This is a genomic window from Streptomyces sp. NPDC047049, assembly GCF_040643995.1.
Lineage (GTDB): Bacteria > Actinomycetota > Actinomycetes > Streptomycetales > Streptomycetaceae > Streptomyces > Streptomyces mooreae.
The window spans coordinates 103,920-123,349 of record NZ_JBEYVM010000020.1 but is presented as its reverse complement, the minus strand read 5'-3'; the positions used below and the strand labels follow the sequence as shown (position 1 = coordinate 123,349).

General features: G+C 72.0%; 15 protein-coding genes. 6 read left to right on the top strand and 9 right to left on the bottom strand.

Features of this window, described 5'->3' with window-relative positions; all coding sequences use genetic code 11:
- Window positions 1–83 precede the first annotated feature (83 nt).
- Entirely contained in the window at window positions 84–815 is a 732-nt protein-coding gene (locus ABZ851_RS31275; protein WP_361134769.1) for a L,D-transpeptidase family protein, read from the bottom strand.
- 700 nt (window positions 816–1,515) lie between these two features.
- On the opposite strand from ABZ851_RS31275, the gene ABZ851_RS31270 reads away from it, so the two are divergent.
- A complete protein-coding gene (locus ABZ851_RS31270) occupies window positions 1,516–2,913 on the top strand; it encodes an NADP-dependent succinic semialdehyde dehydrogenase (protein ID WP_361134691.1) in 1,398 nt (465 codons plus the stop codon).
- A gap of 434 nt (window positions 2,914–3,347) precedes the next feature.
- Here the strand turns inward: ABZ851_RS31270 and ABZ851_RS31265 are convergent, their stop codons facing one another.
- The 5 genes from ABZ851_RS31265 to ABZ851_RS31245 all read right to left on the bottom strand — a co-directional run bounded on the left by ABZ851_RS31265 (window position 3,348) and on the right by ABZ851_RS31245 (window position 10,561).
- On the bottom strand, window positions 3,348–5,492 hold the full coding sequence (locus tag ABZ851_RS31265) for a SpoIIE family protein phosphatase (protein ID WP_361134688.1): 2,145 nt from the start codon (window positions 5,490–5,492) through the stop codon (window positions 3,348–3,350).
- A gap of 435 nt (window positions 5,493–5,927) precedes the next feature.
- Complete coding sequence (locus tag ABZ851_RS31260) at window positions 5,928–7,148, bottom strand: metallophosphoesterase (protein WP_361134686.1); 1,221 nt, start codon at window positions 7,146–7,148, stop codon at window positions 5,928–5,930.
- 224 nt (window positions 7,149–7,372) lie between these two features.
- A complete protein-coding gene (locus ABZ851_RS31255) occupies window positions 7,373–7,879 on the bottom strand; it encodes a DUF1990 domain-containing protein (protein ID WP_361134683.1) in 507 nt (168 codons plus the stop codon).
- A 256-nt stretch (window positions 7,880–8,135) separates the two neighbouring features.
- A complete protein-coding gene (locus ABZ851_RS31250) occupies window positions 8,136–8,909 on the bottom strand; it encodes a crotonase/enoyl-CoA hydratase family protein (protein WP_361134680.1) in 774 nt (257 codons plus the stop codon).
- Window positions 8,909–10,561, bottom strand: coding sequence for an acyl-CoA dehydrogenase family protein (locus tag ABZ851_RS31245; protein ID WP_361134677.1), 1,653 nt, complete (start codon window positions 10,559–10,561; stop codon window positions 8,909–8,911). Before ABZ851_RS31245 ends, ABZ851_RS31250 begins: the two co-directional genes overlap by 1 nt.
- A 151-nt stretch (window positions 10,562–10,712) precedes the next feature.
- Between ABZ851_RS31245 and ABZ851_RS31240 the strand changes: the two genes are divergently transcribed.
- Window positions 10,713–11,504, top strand: coding sequence for a PaaX family transcriptional regulator C-terminal domain-containing protein (locus tag ABZ851_RS31240; RefSeq protein WP_361134674.1), 792 nt, complete (start codon window positions 10,713–10,715; stop codon window positions 11,502–11,504).
- Window positions 11,505–11,832: 328 nt separating this feature from the next.
- Entirely contained in the window at window positions 11,833–12,984 is a 1,152-nt protein-coding gene (locus ABZ851_RS31235; RefSeq protein ID WP_361134671.1) for an extracellular solute-binding protein, read from the top strand.
- 146 nt (window positions 12,985–13,130) lie between these two features.
- Here ABZ851_RS31235 and ABZ851_RS31230 read toward each other — a convergent pair whose 3' ends face one another.
- A complete protein-coding gene (locus tag ABZ851_RS31230; protein ID WP_361134669.1) occupies window positions 13,131–14,051 on the bottom strand; it encodes an NADP-dependent oxidoreductase in 921 nt (306 codons plus the stop codon).
- An 81-nt stretch (window positions 14,052–14,132) separates the two neighbouring features.
- On the opposite strand from ABZ851_RS31230, the gene ABZ851_RS31225 reads away from it, so the two are divergent.
- Window positions 14,133–14,702 (top strand): helix-turn-helix domain-containing protein, encoded by a 570-nt coding sequence (locus ABZ851_RS31225; RefSeq protein ID WP_361134666.1) that lies wholly within the window; start codon window positions 14,133–14,135, stop codon window positions 14,700–14,702.
- Between the two features lie 157 nt (window positions 14,703–14,859).
- On the opposite strand, the gene ABZ851_RS31220 is transcribed toward ABZ851_RS31225, so the two are convergent.
- A complete protein-coding gene (locus ABZ851_RS31220; protein WP_361134663.1) occupies window positions 14,860–16,095 on the bottom strand; it encodes a lactonase family protein in 1,236 nt (411 codons plus the stop codon).
- Window positions 16,096–16,392: 297 nt separating this feature from the next.
- On the opposite strand from ABZ851_RS31220, the gene ABZ851_RS31215 reads away from it, so the two are divergent.
- Window positions 16,393–17,481 carry a tetratricopeptide repeat protein gene (locus tag ABZ851_RS31215; protein WP_361134660.1) on the top strand — a complete coding sequence of 363 codons (1,089 nt, stop codon included), beginning with the start codon at window positions 16,393–16,395 and terminating at the stop codon, window positions 17,479–17,481.
- On the opposite strand, the gene ABZ851_RS31210 is transcribed toward ABZ851_RS31215, so the two are convergent.
- Window positions 17,375–18,799 (bottom strand): lipase maturation factor family protein, encoded by a 1,425-nt coding sequence (locus ABZ851_RS31210; RefSeq protein ID WP_361134657.1) that lies wholly within the window; start codon window positions 18,797–18,799, stop codon window positions 17,375–17,377. The two genes, ABZ851_RS31215 and ABZ851_RS31210, sit on opposite strands and share 107 nt — an antisense overlap.
- Before the next feature lie 390 nt (window positions 18,800–19,189).
- Here ABZ851_RS31210 and ABZ851_RS31205 point away from each other — a divergent pair, with 390 nt between their 5' ends.
- Window positions 19,190–19,360, top strand: a complete 171-nt coding sequence (locus ABZ851_RS31205; RefSeq protein ID WP_361134775.1) for a hypothetical protein — start codon at window positions 19,190–19,192, stop codon at window positions 19,358–19,360.
- Window positions 19,361–19,430 lie beyond the last annotated feature (70 nt).

The window sequence follows — 19,430 nt, the reverse complement described above, 5'->3', positions numbered from 1 at the left end:
TCGACGGGTGGTGTCACTTCTCGTGAGGGCGAGGGGAGGCTGACCGGGGCTTGCGGCCGAGCGGCAGGCGGCCGTGCCCGCTGTCAGTAACGGGTGAGGGCCGTCGGCCCGTGCGCCGTGCCGAGGGCGATGTGCGGGTGCGCGGACGGCCGGATCCAGGACAGGATCCGTGCCATGGACCAGGCCGGTACGGAGACGCAGCCGGCCGTGGCGCCCTTCCCGTTGACATGGAGGAAGATCCCGGCGCCGCGGCCGTGCACCGGACGGTGGTAGTTGAAGCCGATCACCAGGGCCCGGGCGTACTGCGTGGGGTAGTCCGCCAGCCGTTCGGACTCGCTCGCCGCGCAGTCCGGCGGCAGCGGCGCCACCCAGCGGTTGTAGGAGGCGGAGGCGTTGTCCTCGCACCACCAGGAGTCCGCGCCGGCCCGGCGGTACGGCACGGCGGTGCCGTGCGGCGGCGGGGCGGTCCCGAAGGCGAACGGCAGGTCGTACAGCCCGGTCGGGGTGGTCGAGGTGCCCTGCACCCGGGTGCCGCCCTCGGTCAGCCCGCGGGCTCCGAAGCGGGCCGGCGCCCAACCCGCCTGCCGCCAGCGGCCGTTGTGCCGCTGCCACCACCGCACGGTCCCGGTGGTGGAGCGAGGCGTGGGCGCACGGGCGGTGATCAGTTGCTCGCCGCCGCCGGTGTCGGCCATGAGGGCGGGCAGGGGGATGTGGTGGACGGGACGGGGCGTGTGGGGGACGGGAGCGGCGGCGGACGCGTCGGCTGCGGGGGCGGCCGCGGCGAGCGCGAGCAGCGCCAGGGCGACCCTGGACAGCGACGCGGCGGCCCGGCCCCGGACCCGGCCTCGGGCCACGACCCGCACCGCGGCCCGCACCCTCCGTACGACCTGCACCCTCCGTACGGCCCGCCCCCTCCGCTCCGTCCGGGCCCTCCGCTCCGTCCGGGCCCCCCGCACCGCCCGCACCATGCGCCCGGCCGCGGCCGTGCTCCCGCCCGTCACCAGGCGCGTCATCCTCGTACGCATCATGGGCATGACCGCAATCTAGAGCGCGACCGGCCCCTCCGGCGCCGCCCGATCAGGTCACATACGCCGCCTCCGGGCCGTGCGCAACCCGTCCGCGGCAATCCGCCGTGCGCGGGGGCCATGGACGGGCGAAACTCGGGTACGGGGGCTCATGTGCCACTAGCCGTCTCAGTCTGGAGGCCCACCGTGCAGCGGCAACCGCATACGCGCAGTGAGCGCACGCTCGACCGCGATCCGCAGCCCACGCCCCCGGATCCGGGAGGCCCGCCGCCCGTCCCGGACCCGCTTCCCGGCCCACCGAGCCCGCCTGGGCAACCGGATCCCATTCCGCCGGAGCCGTCGCCGATACCCCGTCCGCCCGGACCCGATCCCGACCCGGTCCCGGAGCCGTCCCCGCAGCCGTCGCCGCTCTCCTAGGAGAGCCGCCCGGACCTGTCACCCTCTCCACCGGGGGTACCCCGCTCCCGCACCCACCAAGGAGGTGCTGATCATGGCCATCGCCACGGTCAACCCGGCCACCGGCGAGACCCTGAAGACCTTCGACGCCCTCAACGGGGGTGAGATCGAAGATCATCTGGTCCGGGCGGACCAGGCCTTCCAGGAGCACCGCACCACCAGCTTCGGCTACCGCAGGGAGCGGATGCTCGCGGCCGCCGACCTGCTCGATGCCGACCAGGACGGCATCGCCCGCACCATGACCACCGAGATGGGCAAACCGCTGGCCCAGGCGCGTGCGGAGGCGGCGAAGTGCGCCAAGACCATGCGCTGGTACGCCCACCACGCCGAGGCGCTGCTCGCCGACGAGCACCCCGATCCGGCCGATGTGAGCGACTCCGGCGCGATCCGTGCCGTGGTGCGCTACCGCCCCCTCGGCCCCGTCCTCGCGGTGATGCCCTGGAACTTCCCGCTCTGGCAGGTCGTACGGTTCGCCGCGCCCGCCCTGATGGCGGGCAACACCGGGCTGCTCAAGCACGCCTCGAACGTGCCGCAGACCGCGCTCTACCTGGAGGAGCTATTCCGCCGTGCCGGCTTCCCCGAGGGCTGTTTCCAGACCCTGCTGGTCGGCTCCGGCGCGGTCGAGGACATCCTGCGTGACCCACGGGTGGTCGCCGCCACGCTGACCGGCAGCGAACCGGCCGGCCGCGCGGTGGCGTCCATCGCCGGTGACGAGGTCAAGAAGACCGTCCTCGAACTCGGCGGCAGCGACCCCTTCCTCGTCCTGCCCTCCGCCGACCTCGACAAGGCGGTCCGCGTCGCGGTCACCGCCCGGGTCCAGAACAACGGACAGTCGTGTATCGCGGCCAAACGGTTCCTGGTGCACCAGGACGTCTACGACGCCTTCGCCGAGCGGTTCACCGCCCGCCTGGCCGCGCTGACCGTCGGCGACCCGATGGACGAGCACACCGACATCGGACCGCTCTCCAGCGAACAGGGCCGCTCCGACCTGGAGGAGCTTGTCGACGACGCGGTCCACCAGGGCGCCACCGCACTGTGCGGCGGCCGGCGGCCACCCGAGCACAGCGCCGGCTGGTTCTACGAGCCGACCGTGCTGTCCGGCGTCACCGAGGGGATGCGCATCCACCACGAGGAGGCGTTCGGCCCGGTCGCCACGCTCTACCGCGTCGCCGACCTCGACGAGGCGGTGCGCCTCGCCAACGACACTCCGTTCGGCCTCAGTTCCAACGCCTGGACCCGGGACCCCGAGGAACAGCAGCGCCTCGCCCGCGACATCGAGGCCGGCGGTGTCTTCTTCAACGGGATGACCGCCTCCCATCCGGGCCTTCCCTTCGGCGGGGCCAAGCGCTCCGGCTACGGGCGGGAGCTGTCCGGGCACGGCATCCGGGAGTTCTGCAATATGACGACGCTGTGGTACGGGCCGGAGGAGTGACCGGTAGCTGAGGAAGGGAATGAGCCGGCCCCGGAGGAATGCCCGGTACCGGAGGAACGAGCCGGCACCGCGGGAACGAGCCGGCACCGCGGGAATGAGCCGGAAACCTGGCCCGGTACCGGGGAACTGAGCCGTGTCGGGATCTGAGGCAGGCACCCCAGCCGGCGCCGCAAACCTCGAGCCGCGAACCTGAGCCGGTGACAGAAGACCGCGCCGGGTGGCGGAAACGGTCGCCCCGGGAGGGCGCATGTGCCGGAGCGGTTTGCGTCATGGACGTGAAGGTGTACGTTCCGGGCAGGTCGAGTCGGCCAACGGCCAGGTTGGTCGGCTCGGCCACTGCCGAGCCCATGTGGCGGCTCATTCCCCGGTCCCAGCAGCTGAGTTGACGGCATGTCAGGCCCTGCCGCGTCGCCGCCCCGGGGCGGGCCCGATGTTCAGTACACCGCCTCCTGGCCGTCCGGTACCGCGAACTCACACCACAGTGCCTTGCCCGCACCGCGCGGTTCGGCGCCCCATTCGTCCGCCAGCGCCTCGACCAGCATCAGCCCGCGTCCGGAGGTGGCGGTCTCGCCGGGGCTGCGCCGCCGCGGCCACCGGCTGGAACGGTCCTCGACCTCCAGCCGGATCCGGCGCGGGGTGCCCGGCAGGAGCTCCATGGAGACCAGGGCGCCGCTCTCGGTGTGGGTCAGCGCGTTGGCGATCAGCTCGGAGGCGGCGACCTCGATGTTGTGCATGACGGCGCCCGCCCGCCACTGGTCCAGCGTACGGCGCAGCGCGGAGCGGACCTCCGCGGTGCCCGACGGGTCGGCCTGATGGACGTGCAGCCGCAGCCGTGGGGTGGTGACGGCGCCGGAGCCGGGCAGCCGGTGCAGGAGCAGGAGCGCCATATCGTCCTCGGAGCCGGGGTCGGCCCACAGATGGTCCGAGAGCCGGTCGGCAAGCGCCTCCAGGTCCGTGGGCCCGGTGCGGACCGCCGCCGACAGCGCGTCGATACCGCGGGAGATGTCCTGGCCGGGCTGTTCCACCAGGCCGTCGGTGCACAGGAGCAGCGTGGACCCGGGCTCCAGGAACAGCTGGGTCTCCGGGAAGTGGTCGTGCCCGAAGACCGTGGCCAGGCCGAGCGGCAGCCCACCGCGGACCTCGGGCCAGTCGATGTGCCGGGAGCTGTTGCTGATCAGGGGGCCGAGGTGGCCGGCCCGCGCGAGGTGCAGCGCTCCCGATTCCATATCGGCCTGGATGTACGTGCAGGTCGCGAACCGCTCGGTGTCCAGCTCCGCCAGGAACCGGGACGCCCGTACCAGCACGGTCTCCGGTGAGTGCCCCTCGCTGGCGTAGGCCCGCAGGGCGATCCGCAGCTGGCCCATCACGGCGGCCGCATGGGTGTCATGGCCCTGTACGTCGCCCACCACCAGCCCGGTCCGTCCCTGGGGCAGGGCGATCACGTCGTACCAGTCGCCGCCGATGTCCCGCCCGACGCTCGCCGGGTGGTAGCGGACGGTGACCGCGCCGCCCTCGATGGGCGGGAGCCGGCGCGGCAGCATCGTCGCCTGCAGCCCCGTCGCGAACTCCCGCTCCTGGTCGAAGAGGGTCGCTCGCTGCACCGACTGCGCGACGACACCGGCCAGCGCCAGTGCCAGGTTCCTGGCTTCCGGCGATTGCACCGCCGGCTCGGCGTTGAACAGCCCCAGTGCCCCGATGACGGCGTTCTGCGCGACCAGCGGCAAAAACGCCGCGCTGCCCGCCGGGAGCACCCCGGTGTACGGGCGCAGCCGCGGGAAGCGGGCGATCAGCTCGCCGCGGGTGCTGAGGAAGATGGGGCGCCGCGAGCGTGCCGCCTCCGCCAGCGGCAGGGTGTCGTCGAGCCGCGAGGTCATCATGTCGTCGGGCACCTCGCCCTCCAGTCCGGCGGTGGCGATGACCTCGAACCGGTCGTTCGTGACCAGGCCGAGGACCAGCCCGTCCGCGCCGAACCGCCGGGCGCCGCCGGTGCCGGTGAGCACCCGGGTCACGTCCTTGACCGACAGCGCACGGGCCAGCGCTGCGGTGGTCTGCTGCACCATCACCGTCTGCCGCTGCCGCTCCTGCTGGAGCGAGCGCAGCAGCGCGGAGTCCGCCAGTTCGCTGGTCGCCTCCCGGACGATGCCGATGACCCGGTACGGCACCCCGTCCGCGGTGTGCAGAATCCGGCCCTGGGAGTGCGTCCAGCGCTGGGTGCCGTCGCGGCACTGGACCCGGAAGTAGGCGCCGTAGGACGAGTGACCGTCCAGCAAGGCCTGGGAAAGCGCCTCGTCCAGCCGACGGCCCTCCGCCGGCGGCACCCGCGTGACCAGGGACGCCGGCGCGCCGTCGTATTCGTCCGGGCGCAGATCGAAGACGTCCATGGCACCGGGGTCCAGATCCATGAAGCCGCGGTCCAGGTCCCAGTCGAAGGTGCCCATCCGGTTGAGCGAGAGCCGTTCGCGCAGTCCGATCGGCTCATGGCGCGACACCGCGGGCGCGTCCTCCTCGACGAGGCGCCAGTCCCGGTGGGACCGGGGATCGTAGCCCTCGCCGAACGGATGCGGGGGGACGTCGGTCATGGCGTGCCACGCCTGGGAGCCGGGCGGCGCGGGACCTCCACACGCAGGCGTCGCAGGACCTCCAGGTGCGTGCGTCGCAGAACCTCCGCACGCGCGTGACCGCGGCATCGGCGCATCACGGCAGCAGCCGGCGACGCCGGGCCGAGCCTGCCTCGTGCCCACGGTCGCGGGCCGTTGACCGGGGCCGGTATCCACCGGAACGCGGCCATGCGCTCACCCTAGGCGCGGGCCGGAAGCCCCGCATGTCCGTTGCGCCGGATGCCGTCCAGGGGGAGGGAAGAGGGGGGACGCGCCGGTGGGGCCACTGGGCCGCGGCCACGTCACGTGGTAGGTCCGGCCGGCGTCCGGTCCCGTACAGCCGCCGTCCAACCGCGGTCCGGTCCCGTCCGGTGAGCCGTCCCGGGCAGGCGTCCCCCCCGGGACGGCCCCCGGCTCTCAGGCGTGTGCCGGCACCGACGCGACCGGCCGGGTCTGCCGGGCGCGGTGCCGCAGCGTGGCCTTCCGCGTGGCGACATCGACCGTGTACGCATCGATGGTCAGCCGCGCGCCGGACACCTTCAGGACCATGAACCCGTGGTCGGAGAAGTTCTGCCAGGCCGCCGGGTGGTGGAAGTGCGCCGTGCCGTCCTCCGTCTTGGCCGACGCACCGCACACCACCTGCCGGGTGCCGCCCGTACGGGCCGTGGGCTCCAGGATCTGCAGCGTGTGGTCGTGGCCGGACAGAATCAGATCGGCCCGTCCGCACACCACCTTCTCGTACATGTCCTTCAGGTGGACACCGCTGGTGTAGTTCCCGATCTCGAAACCGTCATAGGAACCGGCGCTGCCGTGCTTGCCGTTGTTGAGGTACGGGTGGTGTCCGATCACCACCTTCCAGCGGGCCCGCGAGTTGCGCAGCGCACCGTCCAGCCAGCTTCGCTGCTCGCGCATGTACGGTCCGTCCCACCGGTAGTGCGGGTCGAGCTGGGCGACGTACGACGACCACGGGATGGTGTCGATCGCGAAGAACTCCACCAGCGGCTCGGCGGCCGGCAGCGGCACGCTGTAGTAGCGGCTCGGCATGTACCAGCGCCGTGAGGTGGCGGCATAGGCGACCTCGCGGTCACCGCGCGAGGGGTCACCGCCGCTGCCGGGGATCAGCCCCGAGCAGTCGTGGTTGCCCAGCACCATCAGCCAGGGCACATCGATGCCGCTGTTCGGCTTCTCGAACTTGTCCTGGAACTCGGAATCATCATCGGACTCCGGGCCGTTCTCATAAATGTTGTCGCCGAGTCCCACCGCGAGGCCGATGCCCTCGGCCTTGCACACATCCCGCGCGGCGGACGCCACCGCATACTGCGCCTCGTCCCCCGTCCCGGCGTCACCGGTGACCAGGATCGCGAACTCGCCCTTGCCGGTGGGGTGTTCGGGGAACGGAAAGGCCCCGGGGGGCTGGCGGCGGGGCGCGGCGGACGCGGGCGACTGGCCCGGTGACGGCAGCACCGCGAGCGCCGCACCGGCCATCGCACCGCCCAGCAGGGTCCGCCGGTTCACCCACTGCGGAACGCGCCCCGTCGTGCGCACCGGCGTCCCCCCGGCCGTCGCCGCCGAGCCGGTCCGCAGCCACTCCCGCTCGGTCATGTCCGCCTGCGGCGGGATCATTTCGTCTTCACACATGCCTGGTTTTCTTTCACGGTCGGCAGAGGTGATGGTGACGAAATGATGAAGCCGGGGTGGACGTATGGCGATCACGAGTCCTGCCGCTACGCACCGGTAACAAAGCGTATTCCAGGGGCCATCAGGCGGTGAGCGGATCGCCGGACCAGACGGTGAGAGTGTGCAGCCGGCCGCTGTGAGGGGGATGCCGGGACCTCTCCCGGCAGCGCGGGTTCAGTGCACCCTCACGGGTTCGCCAGGCGCCGGAGCGTCCGGCCCAGGTGGCGCGCGTACCGGCGTTGGAACACGGGTACCAGCGGGCCGGCGAGCCGGGTGACCGCCCGGGCGGGCCGGCTGAAGGCGGTCACGGTGAACCACACCGAGCCATCCGGGCGCAGCTCGGCGACGAACGACTCCTCGCCACACTCGGGATGCCCCTTTCTCGCCCCGTACCCGAAGCCGATCCGGTCCTCCTCGGTGACCGTCCACACCACGCTGCACGGCGCCCGCAGCCGGAACGGGCCGATCCCCAGCGCCACTTCGACGCCCACCCCCGGCGTGGCCCGCGGGGCGTCGCACCGGATGCGGGCGCCGGCCGCGCGATGCATCCGGAAGCTGGTGATCGCCTCGCCCGCCGCGCCCAGCACCGCCGGCCCGTGGCCGATCCGCAGTTCCTCGTGGAGGTGGTGGTAGCCGGGTGGGAGGGGGGTGTGCAGAGTGCCGCCCTGCTCGGGGTAGTTCAGGTCGGTCATGGGATGGGCTCCTCGGGGGCGGACAACGGGCGGACGGGCGAGTGGACGGACGGGCGGGGGAGGTGACGGTGATGCGGAGAACCGTAGGCGAGACGGTGCTGCGAGGACCGTAAGTGATCAGCCACGCTCACGGCCGCGGGTCCGGTCCGCTCGGGGCGCCCTCACCCGACGGGCCGAGCCCCTGGGGGCAGACCGGCCGGGCACCCCTGACTGTTGTCCGCCCCCTGACTCCCGTCCGGCATCCCCTGACGCCCGTTCAGCCCTCCGGCTCCCCGTCCGGCGCCCCGTGCCGCCCCGCCCCCGCGGCGAACCGGGCCGCGCCCTCCAGTGACTCGGCCAGCACCGTCTGGCCGTGGCGGAGTTCCGCGGCCATCGCCGACTCCTCGTCCCGGCCCTCCTGGTCCAGCAGGGAGGCGCGGTCACTGCGCAGGCACGCCTGGGGGAAGCGGGCGATCTCCGACGCCAGCAGTTCCGCCTCGGCGCGGGCCGTGCCGGCCGGTACCACGCGATGGACGAGGCCGATGTCCAGGGCCTCGGCGGCCGGAACGGGGCGCCCCGTCAGTACCAGGTCCATCGCCCGGCTCGCGCCGATCAGCCGGGGCAGCCGTACCGTGCCGCCGTCGATCAGCGGCACTCCCCAGCGCCGGCAGAACACCCCGAAAACGGCGTCCTCCTCCGCCACCCGGAGATCGCACCACAGCGCCAGCTCCAGGCCGCCGGCCACCGCATGGCCGGCGACCGCCGCGATGACCGGCTTGCCGAGCCGCATCCGGGTCGGCCCCATCGGCCCGTCCCCGTCCGGGGCCACCCGGTTGCCGCGCTCGGTGCCGACCGCCTTGAGGTCGGCACCGGAGCAGAACGTCCCGCCCGCACCCCACAGGACCGCGACCCGTGCGCCGTCGTCTTCGTCGAACTCCCGGAAGGCAGAGGCGAGTTGGGCGGCCGTCGCGCCGTCCACGGCATTGCGCGACGCGGGCCGGGAGAGCACCACGGTCGTCACCGGCCCGGCGCGCTCCACCCGGACGGACATCAGGCCCCGCTCCCCGCCGCCGGGCGGCTGCGCTCCAGGATCGCGGTCAGGTCGGCGCCGGCCGGCAGGGTGCCGAAGGCGTGGCCCCACTCCCCGTCGAGCCGCGAGGCGCAGAAGGCGTCAGCCACCGCCGGGTGGCTGTACCGCACCAGCAGCGATCCCTGCAGCACCAGTGCCATCCGCTCCGCCAGCGCGCGCGCCATCAGCTGTGCCTGCTCCGGATCGGCGAGCCGGCCGAGCATCTTGCGGACCCCGGCCACCGCCGCGTCCAGCCGGCGGTCGGCGCCCGCCGCGGTCTCCACCTCCGCGAAGAACGCGTCCAGCGCGGCCGGCTCCTTGCCCAGCGCCCGCAGTACATCGAGCGCGGCGACGTTCCCCGAACCCTCCCAGATCGACAGCAGCGGCGCCTCCCGGTAGAGCCGCGGCATCCCGGAGTCCTCGACGTAACCGTTGCCGCCCAGGCACTCCAGCGCCTCGGCCGCATGGGTGCTGCCCCGCTTGCACACCCAGTACTTCCCGGCCGCCAGTGCCAGCCGGCGCAGCGCCGCCTCGCCGGCGTCCCCGGCCTGCGACCGGTCCACCGCCGTTGCCAGCCGCATCCCCAGCACCGTCGCCGCCTCCGACTCGACCGCCAGGTCGGCCAGCACCGAGCGCATCAGCGGCTGCCGGTCCAGCTCCCGCCCGAAGGCCTGCCGGTGCGCGGTGTGGTGCAGCGCCTGCCGCAGTCCCGCCCGCATCCCGGCGGCCGACCCCAGCACGCAGTCCAGCCGGGTCATGTTCACCATCTCGACGATGGTCCGCACCCCGCGTCCCGGTTCACCGACCGGCCAGGCCACCGCCTCGTCGTACTCGATCTCGGAGGACGCGTTGGAGCGGTTGCCCAGTTTGTCCTTGAGCCGCATCAGCCGCATGCCGTTGAGCGTGCTGTCCGGCAGCACCCTCGGGACCAGGAAGCAGCTGAGGCCTTCCTCGGTCCGTGCCAGAGCCAGAAAGACGTCGCTCATCGGCGCGGAGGTGAACCATTTGTGGCCGGTGAGGCGGTAGGTGCCGTCGGCGGCCGGTACGGCGCGGGTGGTGTTGGCCTGTACGTCGGAGCCGCCCTGCTTCTCCGTCATCGACATGCCCGCGATCAGACCTGACTTGGTCAGCGGCGCCCGCAGCCCGAAGTCGTAGCTGCGCGCGGCGAGCAGCGGCTCGTACTGCGCGGCGAGGTCCGGGGCGGCGCGCAGCGCGGGGACGGCGGCGTACGTCATCGAGACCGGGCAGCCGTGCCCCGCCTCGGCCTGCGACCAGACGTAGAACTTCGCGGCGCGCACCAGATGCGCCCCGGGGCGGTCGTCGGCCCAGGGCGCGGCGTGCAGGCCGTGCTCCACCGCGACGGTCATCAGCTGATGCCAGGCAGGGTGGAAGGCGACCTCGTCGATGCGGTGCCCGAAGCGGTCGTGGGTGTGCAGCCGGGGCGGCTGCTCCTCCGCCCAGCGGGCCTGCTCCTGCACCTCTGGTGAACCGGCCAGCGCGCCGAGCTCGGCCACTTCCCGGGTGCCCCACTCGGCACCGTCCCGGACCAGCGCCTCCCTCAGGGCCGGTTCGTCCGCCGCGCTGAACCCGGTCAGTGGCGGAGCCTGATTCACGACTTCATGAGTGACGGTCATACCTTGAAGTTACATAATCAGGACAGTTGAGGGAAGATTGTAAGGGTGTGGATGTGACGCGGATTGTCATGCGCGGATTGTCATGAGCCGTCATGTGTGGTCACGCGGGAAGGTGTCCTGTTGACCGCCGTCGCTACAATCTCCTCCACATATGAACGACGACGACACCGGAACCCCCCGCGGCACCGGTACCTCTCACGCCACCGAGGCCGCCGCCCTGGCGCTGCGGCCGCTCACCGCACGTTCGATCGTGCTGAGCACTCTCCTCGGTCACCACCCGCCACGGCTGCCCGCACGCGCCCTGGTACGGGTGGGCGAGCTGTTCGGCATCGCCGAGGGCACCGTCCGGGTCGCGCTCTCCCGCATGGTGGCCGCCGACGACCTGCGGCAGGACGACGGCTCCTATGCCCTCACCACCCGCCTCCTGGCGCGCCAGACCCGGCAGGACGAGAGCCGTTCACCGAGGACCCGGCCCTGGAACGGGGACTGGGAGATCGCCGTGGTCGCCACGGCGGAGGGCCGGCCGCCGGCCGAACGTACCGCCCTGCGCCAGGCCATGGCGGCGCTGCGGCTGGCCGAACTCCGCGAGGGCAGCTGGCTGCGCCCCGCCAACCTCGACCGGCCCCGCCCCGCCGTCGTCACCGAGCAGTGCACCTGGCTCACCGGCGCCCCGGACGGCGACCCGGCCGCGCTCGCCGCCCGGCTGTGGGACCTGACCGGATGGGCGCACCGCGCCCGTGCCCTGTCCCGTGCCCTGGACCGCGCCGACGCCCCCGCCGACCGTTTCACCATCGCCGCGGCCGCGCTCCGCCATCTCCTCTCCGACCCGCTGCTCCCCGCCGAGCTGCTGCCCGGGGACTGGCCCGGCGACCGGCTCCGCCGCCGGTACGCCGCGTTCGAGACCGACCTGCGCGAACTGCTGCGGCAGTACCTGGCCGGCTAGGGAGTGTCCTGTGGAACAGCCCGTCCCGGTTCGGCGGCGATCGCCTCCTATCACGCCGCTCCGCTGCCCGCGTCGCGCGGAGTTGTGTGGAGAGTGTGTAGCGCGGCCGGCCCGGACGAGGCGCCGCCGTGACCCCCGCGAGCTGCGATGGCGAGCGAATCGGAGTCAGTACTTTTACCAATGTTTACCTGCCGGACACCATAGTTGGGCCTACTGAGGCCCAACTTGTCAGACAGCCCGTCGGGCAGGTGCTCACCCCCCACGTGCATCCCCTGTGTGGCCCCGCATGAATCCCCCTCAACCCTCTGCGCGTACCCCTGGAGAGACCGTGACCGTGTTCCCGCCGAGGACAGCCGTCCTCACCGGCGTCCTCGTCATCCCCGCCGCACTCGCCCTCAGCGCATGCGGCGGGGCCTCCGACGCGAACACCGCCGACGGAAAGAACGCAGCCACCGCGACCACGGCCGAGGCCCTGGGCGGCGTCGACGCCCTGGCCGAGGCGGCCAAGAAAGAAGGCACCCTGCATGCGATCGCGTTGCCCCGCGACTGGGCCAACTACGGCGCCCTGATCGACGGCTTCACCAAGAAGTACGGCATCAAGGTCGAGGTCGAGAACCCGCAGGGCGCCAGCCAGGACGAGATCAAAGCGGTCACCTCGCGCAAGGGCCAGGACAACGCGCCCGACGTCCTCGACCTCGGCAGCTCCTTCGCGCAGAGCGCCGCCCAGGACGGGCTGCTCGCGCCGTACATGGTCACCGGTTTCGCCGACATTCCCGATGTCCAAAGAGACTCGATCGGCCGCTGGGCGAACGACTACGGCGGCTATGTCTCCTTCGGGTGCGATGCCAAGCGGGTGCAGACCTGCCCGACCAGCTTCAAGGATCTGCTCCAGCCCCAGTACAAGGGGAAGGTCGCGCTCAACGGTGACCCCACCACGGCGGGTTCGGCCTTCGGCGCCGTGTACGCGGCGGCCCTCGCCCGCGGCGGCTCCTTCGAGGACATCCAGCCCGGCATAGACTTCTTCACCAAGCTGAAGAAGGACGGCATTCTCGCGCCCGTGAAATCCACCGCGGCCACCATCGCGAAGGGCCGGACGCCGATCAGCATCGACTGGGACTACCTGAACGCCGGGTACACCGACGAGCTCAAGTCCAAGGGCATCGACTGGAAGGTCACGGTCCCCACGGACGGCAAGTTCTCCCAGTACTACTCGCAGGCCATCAACAAGGATGCGCCGCACCCCGCGGCCGCGCGCCTGTGGCAGGAGTACCTCTACAGCCCCGAGGGTCAGAACCTCAGGCTCAAGGGCTTCGCCCGCCCGGCCCTGATGGACGCCATGAAGAAGGACGGCAAGCTCGACAAGACCGCGGCGGCGAAGCTGCCGAAGGTCTCCGGCACGCCGAGCTTCCCGACCGAGACCCAGCAGGGCAACGCCAAGCTCGCCATCACCCAGAGCTGGGGCGGGTCCGCTTCCCAGTGACCGGGGGTCGCGCCCGGACCGCCGTGGTGCCCGCCGCTTCTCCGCGGCGGCACCGCGCGGCCCGCTTTCCTCTTGCTCCCGGCGCCCACCGCCCCGCGGCGATGACGTGCGACTGATCCTGGTCGCCGAGTCCACCTTGTACCGGTTCACAGGGCGATCACGATTTTGCCGTGAACGTGCCTCTCGGCCTGCGTCGTCACGGCTTCGCGAATCCGCTCGACCGGGAAGGCCGCCGCGATCGGAACCGTGACCTCGCCGGAACGGATCGCGTCGGCGATCCGTTCCATGGCGCCCGGACCCGCGTCGAGGGCGCCCGACTTGCGCACACCGGGCGGCGGGGCGGCGCCGTCGGCTACGACGGAGATCCGCTCGGGTGCCACCCCGAGCTTGAGCGCGGTCTCGGCCGCCTCCCTTCCGAACAGGTCGGTTGCGGCGGTGATCCCCTCGGGCGCCAGGGCCCGCACCCGGTCCGTCAGGCCGGGGCCGTACGCCACGGGTTCGGCGCCGAGCCCGCGCAGGAATCCGAACGTGCCCTCGGAGGCGGTGCCGAGCACCCGGGCACCCGCAAGCTTCGCCAGCTGTACGGCGAAGACGCCCACGCCACCCGCCGCCCCACCGATCAGGACGGTGTCCCCGGTGCGGAGCCCGATCGCGGCGAGCGCGGCGGAGGCCGTCAGACCGGACACCGGAAGCGTCCCCGCCACCTCGTCACCGATGCCCTCCGGGGTGGGCCACAGCGTTGCCGCGGGCGTCTTGACCAGCACGAAATCGGCGACGGACCGGCCAATCGCAGCCCCGTACACCCGGTCGCCGGCCGCGAATCCGGTGGCTTGGGCGCCCACCTCGTCCACCACTCCGGCGAAGTCGCTGCCGAACCCGGCCGGCAAGGTGATGCCGAACCGCGCCGCCATGCCGGGCTGTGCGGTGATTTGCCAATCCATCGGATTCAGCCCGGCGGCCGTGACCCGGACGCGAACCTCGTCCGGTGCGGCGTGCGGCTCGGGTATCTCCTGCAGTTCGAGTACTTCGGGACCGCCAAAACGCCGGTATCGGACAGCTCTGCTCATCGGTGAACTCCTGGCCAGTGACGGGACTTGGTCCCATGGACCGTACACCAGTGACGGGACCAAGTCCCGTACACTGCTCCCATGGCTCGCTGGCAACCCGACGCACCAGGACGACTCGCCGCCGCCGCCCTCGACCTCTTCGAGGAGCACGGCTACGAGAACACGACCGTGATCGAGATCGCGGAGCGCGCGGGGCTCACCAAGAGCACGTTCTTCCGGCACTTCCCGGACAAGCGCGAAGTGCTCTTCGACAGGGGCACGGTGACCGGTCTGCTCGTCGAAGGGATCGCCTCGGCGCCGCCGGCGGCCGGGCCGCTCGACGCGGTGGCGGACGCTCTCGATGCGCTCGGCCGGACGTTCTTCACCGTCGACCGCCGCGAGTTCAGCGGCCGGCGCCAGGCCGTGCTGAACGCCCATACGGAACTGCGTGAACGCGAAGCCCTGAAAAGGGTCGACCTCACCGCCTCGATGACCGAGGCCCTCCACCGCCGCGGAGTCCCGAGCCTGACCGCGCGCGTGGCCGCGAAACTGGGCATGCTCGTCTGGGAGATCGCCTACGACCAGTGGATCGACACCCACAACAGCGAGGACTTCGGCCCGCTGGCACGACAAGCGCTCGCCGAAGTACGCGCGGCCGGAGCCGTGCCCTGATCACGCAATGGTGCTTGTGGTGACGGTCGTCGGGTTCGCGTGAGCCTTTCGCGCACCGGTTCGCCGGGAGCGGTCGCGGGAGCCTGCGCCGGCGTATCTGCGGGGCTGCCGGCGCCGTTGGAGCGCGGGACCGGCTGGACGGTGGCGTGATCCGCGCTCACAGCGGCAGGACGCATACGGGGACCGGAGCCGGGAACGGCTCGCCCGCGCGTTGGAGCGATCCGGTCCGGGCGTCCACCGAGAACACCGTCACCGACCCCGACTTCTGGTTCGCCGCGAACAGCCACCGCTGATCCGGCGAAAAGGCGATCTGCCGGGGGAAGTCGCCGCCCACCGGCACGGTGTCCAGCAGCCGCAGCCGCGCCCCGGCCGCCTCCACGGCATAGCGGGTGAGGCTGTTGTGACCGCGATTGGCGAGGAACGCGAAGCCGCCGTCGCGGGTGACCAGGAACTGCGCCGGGTAGCTGGTGTCGGACCCGGTCCCCGTGGGCTGCGGCGCACCGGGGGTCAGCCGCCCGGTTCTCCGGTCGTAGCGGCAGACCACGACCGTGTTGTCGACCTCGTTCGCCAGGTAGGCGAAGGCCCCCGACGGGTGGAACGTCAGATGCCGGGGTCCGGCGCCGGGCCGCAGTGACGCATACGACACCTGGGTGAGCTCACCGGCCGACTCGTCCAGCCGGTAGGTGTAGACGGTGTCGTTGCCGAGATCGACGGCCAGTACGTGCCGGCCGTCCGGGGCGGTGATGATCTGGTGGGCATGCGGCCCGTCCTGGCCGGGACCGGGCGGCGGGCCGGTGTGGGTGACCAGATCCGTGCGCGCGCCGAGGGATCCGGTGGCGCGGTCGACCGGATGAACGGCGACGCTGCCGGAGAGGTAGTTGGCGCTGAGCAGCCAGCGGCCGCTCGGGTGCACCGACAGATGACAGGGGCCGGCGCCGCCGGTGGGCCGGGTGCCCAGCACCGTGGGCGGTCCGTCCGGCCTCAGAGTCATCGCGGTCACCTCGCCCCGCTCCTGCTCGTCGACCGCGTAGAGGGTGCGGCCGGACGGTGCCAGGGCGAGGTAGGAGGGGTCGGCGACCCCGTTCACGGCACCGGTGCGGGTGATCCGGCCGGTCACGGTGTCGTACGTACCGAGTCCGACCCCGGCCCCGCCGCCCGGGGCCGAGGTGTACGTCCCCAGGAAGAGCGGCCGGATGCGGCGCCGGCGGTGCCCGGCCGCGTGGCGGGTGGCGTGACGGGTGGTGTGTCCGGGCGCCGGATCCTCCGCCGCCAGCAGACCCGCCCCGCCTGCCCCGCCCGCTGCGGCCAGCCCCGCCGCCACGCCGAGGAACCGCCTGCGGCTGACGCGGCTGCTCCCTGTCCCGGTCTGCGTTCCCGTACGCGCTGCGCTCATGCCACACCTCGGTGCTCGGCGGTCGGTGGTCCGTGATCGGGGGTCGTGGCAGCAGGGTGTCCCGCCTCGCCCGCCGCGGCAAGTGACGCCGCCCGGGGGGCGTGAGGTGCCACGTCACGGCGGTACCCCGTACGGGGTGACCCTGACGACCCCCTACATCCCCATGATGACCATGACCCCCTCCCGTAGCACTCCAGTCGTACACCACAACCCATACGCGGACTGATTCGCCGCACCCCCCACTGCTCGTAGGTTGTTGATCAAGGCACAGAGATCATCGAGAGGCCACGGGTATCTATGTACGGCAAGGCGTTCGCCCCGGAATATCAGGGCGAGTTGGGTACGGCACTGGGCGTGAACTCCTCGTACGAGGAGGTGCTGGCGACGGCGAGCCGCGCACATGCCGAGGCCGGTACGGCGCTGGAGCGGTCCCGGGCCGCGCTCGCGGTCGCCGAGGCGAACCGCCGGCTCGGCCGGGTGACGCAGGCGGGCGACGCCTGGCGGGAGAGCTACCGCAGTGCCCGTGGTGCCGGTGACCGGGGTGCCATGGCCTGGGCGCTGTGGAGCGGCGGCACCCTGGCCCGGCAGTGCGGCTCCCTGCCGCTCGCCCGCCGGCTGCTCACTCATGCCGTGGCGCTGGCCGACGGCAGCGGCGACCGCCTCGCCCACGGCTACTCGCTCGCCGGCCTCGCCGAGACCGGCCGCATACAGGGCGACTACGAAGCGGTCGCCGAGCTCCACGAGCAGTTGCTGGAACAGGGCCGGGCGCACGGCGAGGCCCGGCACATGGTCTGGGCGATGTCCGGCATAGCCCAGATGCACCGCAACACCGGCGGCTACGACAAGGCCCTGGAGCTGTTCGAGGAATCGGCCCGTATCGCCGCCGAGGCCGATGACTTCCGCGGGCGCGCCTGGTCGCTGCGGGGCGTCGCCGACGTCCTGTCCGTCCAGGGCGAGACGGAGCGGGCGCTGACGCTGCTGTCCGAGGCGGAGGCCATCTGCCGCACCATGGACCTGGCCAGTGCCCTCGCGTACAACCACAAGATGCGCGGCAACGTGTTCTACCGGGCGGGCCGTTACGAGTCGGCGCGCGAGACGTACACCCTCTCGCTGCGGGAGTTCCGCGAGATGCAGGAGCCCCGTGGGGAGGCGCTCTCCCGGCTCGGCCTGGCGAAGTCCCGCGCCCGCCTCGGCCGCGACCGGGAGGAGACCCTTGCCGAACTCGACTCCCTGGAAGCGGACTTCACCCGCATCGGGCTGCGCCACGCCCGCGATATGGTCATCGCCTTCCGTGCAGAGCTGACCGCGCAATCGGCGCCAGGAACTCCCGCTCCTCGGTGCGATGCCACCACGCCCGGGTCTCCCGCAATTCCCGCCAGGTCGTGAAGCGGTAACGGAAGACCCGGGCCCTGATGCGGGCCGGCGGCAGATCTGGGAACGGATTGCGGTGCAGCAGCCGCAGCGTGTCCCGGTCGTTCTCCAGCAGCCGCGCGACGAACGGGACGAACCACGACCGCGCATAGGCCGGTGACAGCGCGGCGAACCATATCAGCCAGTCCAGCCGGAGGTGATACGGCGCGAATTGGCGCGGCAGCCGCCCCACCGCACCCGGCTTGCCCCGGAATTCATAAGGGAGCCAGACCGTCTCCGGCCCGGTCACCGCATCCGCGGTCCCCTCCACGACGATTTCCCGGCGCACCCGCGTAATACTGCCGAAGGCCCCGTACGAATTGACCAGATGCAGCGACTCGTAGGACGTGTTCATCATCTGCTGCCGGGCCAGCAGATTGCGGGCCGGCCGATAGCTGAGGACGAGGACCCCGGCCGTGGCCAGGAGGACCAGGACCTCGAACCACAGCGGGGGCGCGGGCAGCGGCGTGGACGGCGGCCCCCACAGCGGGGCCGCGGCCGAGACGGCGAGCGCGATGGTCACCCAGTTCAGCCAGGCGAAGTTGCCTGAGAGCACCAGCCACAGCTGGGTGACGACCATGGCGACCGCGGCCCACCCGGCGATCGGCTGGGGAGTGAACAGCAGGACCGGAACGGCAAGTTGGGCGACGTGGTTGGCCGCCACCTCGACCCGGTGCAGGGGCGCCGGCAGATGGTGGAAGAACCAGCTCAACGGACCGGGCATCGGCTGCGTTTCGTGGTGGTAGTACAGGCAGGTCAGATCCCGCCAGCAGTGGTCGCCGCGCATCTTGATCAGACCGGCCCCGAACTCCACCCGGAACAGCACCCAGCGCAGCAGCCACATCACGGTCACCGGGGGAGCGATCTCGCCGTTCCCGAGGAACACCGCGAGCGAACCGGCCTCCAGCAGCAGCGACTCCCAGCCGAAGCTGTACCAGGTCTGCCCGACGTTCACGATGGACAGATACATCGCCCACAGCACGGCCCACAGCACCATCGACGCCCACAGCGGAACGGCATCCGCCGCCCCCGCCGCCACGGCAGCGGCCAGCAGCGCCCCGCTCCACGACCAGAGGGCGAAGAAACGGTCCGAATAGTGCCGGTGAAAGACCGAGGGCGCCGCGCGGAACGGCACCTGCGCCACGAAGGCGGGCACCGGCAGCATGCCGCGCGCGCCGATGAGCGCCCGGAACTGCCGGGCCGCCGCCACGAACGCGACCACGTAGAGGACGGCCAGCATGCGCTGGAAGAGCAGCCGCCCGAGCCAGTAACCGGAATCCGAGAACCATGCCACCCGCCCATGGGTAGCACTGCCGCCGCGTGCCCCGCAGCAGGGCGCGCGGCGACGGGAGCCGGATCCGCCGCTCACTCTTCAGCGTAGGGAACGGGGCGAATGCAGCAACCGGAGGGCCATTGGAGTGAGTGATGTGCGTCACATATTGCGCCTGCTTTCCCCTCATTCAGCGGCCTCGTATCCGCATCTTCCGATGACCTGTCTGTGCCGCCGGGAAACGTCGAGCGCGCGGAGTGCCGCGTCGTTACTCTGAGGGGCGACGGACGACCTTTCTGGGAGACGCCAACACCATTGGCCCGTCGCGGGAACGCCACAAACCTTGGCCGACCTCCCGGTTTGTGAAAAAGGCGCCACCGCGTCGGACCAATACCTCAGAAGAAGGAGTGCGTGGTGGCATTGCACAAGGTTCAACACAAGCAGCCCCGTTTGAAGCAGGGCGAGCGCCCCGGCCGGATCAAGGAAGTCCGCAATCTGGAGGTCTGGGACCGCTGCGCCCCCGTGCGCCTCGCCGGCTGCGATGACGATCCCGCCGAACCGAATATCTTCCGCGGTATCGACTGAATCACCGATCGCTCGGGCGCCGGCCCTGACCCGTGGGCCTCCTCCTCCGGGATCGGGGCCGGCGCCCGAG

What these genes read in the sequence shown, in the direction of transcription:
- ABZ851_RS31250 (WP_361134680.1), bottom strand. Translation starts at nt 8,909, where the DNA reads ATGTCCGTCCGGGTGGAGCGCGCCGGGCCGGTGACGACCGTGGTGCTC.
- ABZ851_RS31230 (WP_361134669.1), bottom strand. Translation starts at nt 14,051, where the DNA reads ATGAGCAGAGCTGTCCGATACCGGCGTTTTGGCGGTCCCGAAGTACTC.
- ABZ851_RS31240 (WP_361134674.1), top strand. Translation starts at nt 10,713, where the DNA reads ATGAACGACGACGACACCGGAACCCCCCGCGGCACCGGTACCTCTCAC.
- ABZ851_RS31220 (WP_361134663.1), bottom strand. Translation starts at nt 16,095, where the DNA reads ATGAGCGCAGCGCGTACGGGAACGCAGACCGGGACAGGGAGCAGCCGC.
- ABZ851_RS31225 (WP_361134666.1), top strand. Translation starts at nt 14,133, where the DNA reads ATGGCTCGCTGGCAACCCGACGCACCAGGACGACTCGCCGCCGCCGCC.
- ABZ851_RS31245 (WP_361134677.1), bottom strand. Translation starts at nt 10,561, where the DNA reads ATGACCGTCACTCATGAAGTCGTGAATCAGGCTCCGCCACTGACCGGG.
- ABZ851_RS31265 (WP_361134688.1), bottom strand. Translation starts at nt 5,492, where the DNA reads ATGACCGACGTCCCCCCGCATCCGTTCGGCGAGGGCTACGATCCCCGG.
- ABZ851_RS31255 (WP_361134683.1), bottom strand. Translation starts at nt 7,879, where the DNA reads ATGACCGACCTGAACTACCCCGAGCAGGGCGGCACTCTGCACACCCCC.
- ABZ851_RS31215 (WP_361134660.1), top strand. Translation starts at nt 16,393, where the DNA reads ATGTACGGCAAGGCGTTCGCCCCGGAATATCAGGGCGAGTTGGGTACG.
- ABZ851_RS31270 (WP_361134691.1), top strand. Translation starts at nt 1,516, where the DNA reads ATGGCCATCGCCACGGTCAACCCGGCCACCGGCGAGACCCTGAAGACC.
- ABZ851_RS31260 (WP_361134686.1), bottom strand. Translation starts at nt 7,148, where the DNA reads ATGTGTGAAGACGAAATGATCCCGCCGCAGGCGGACATGACCGAGCGG.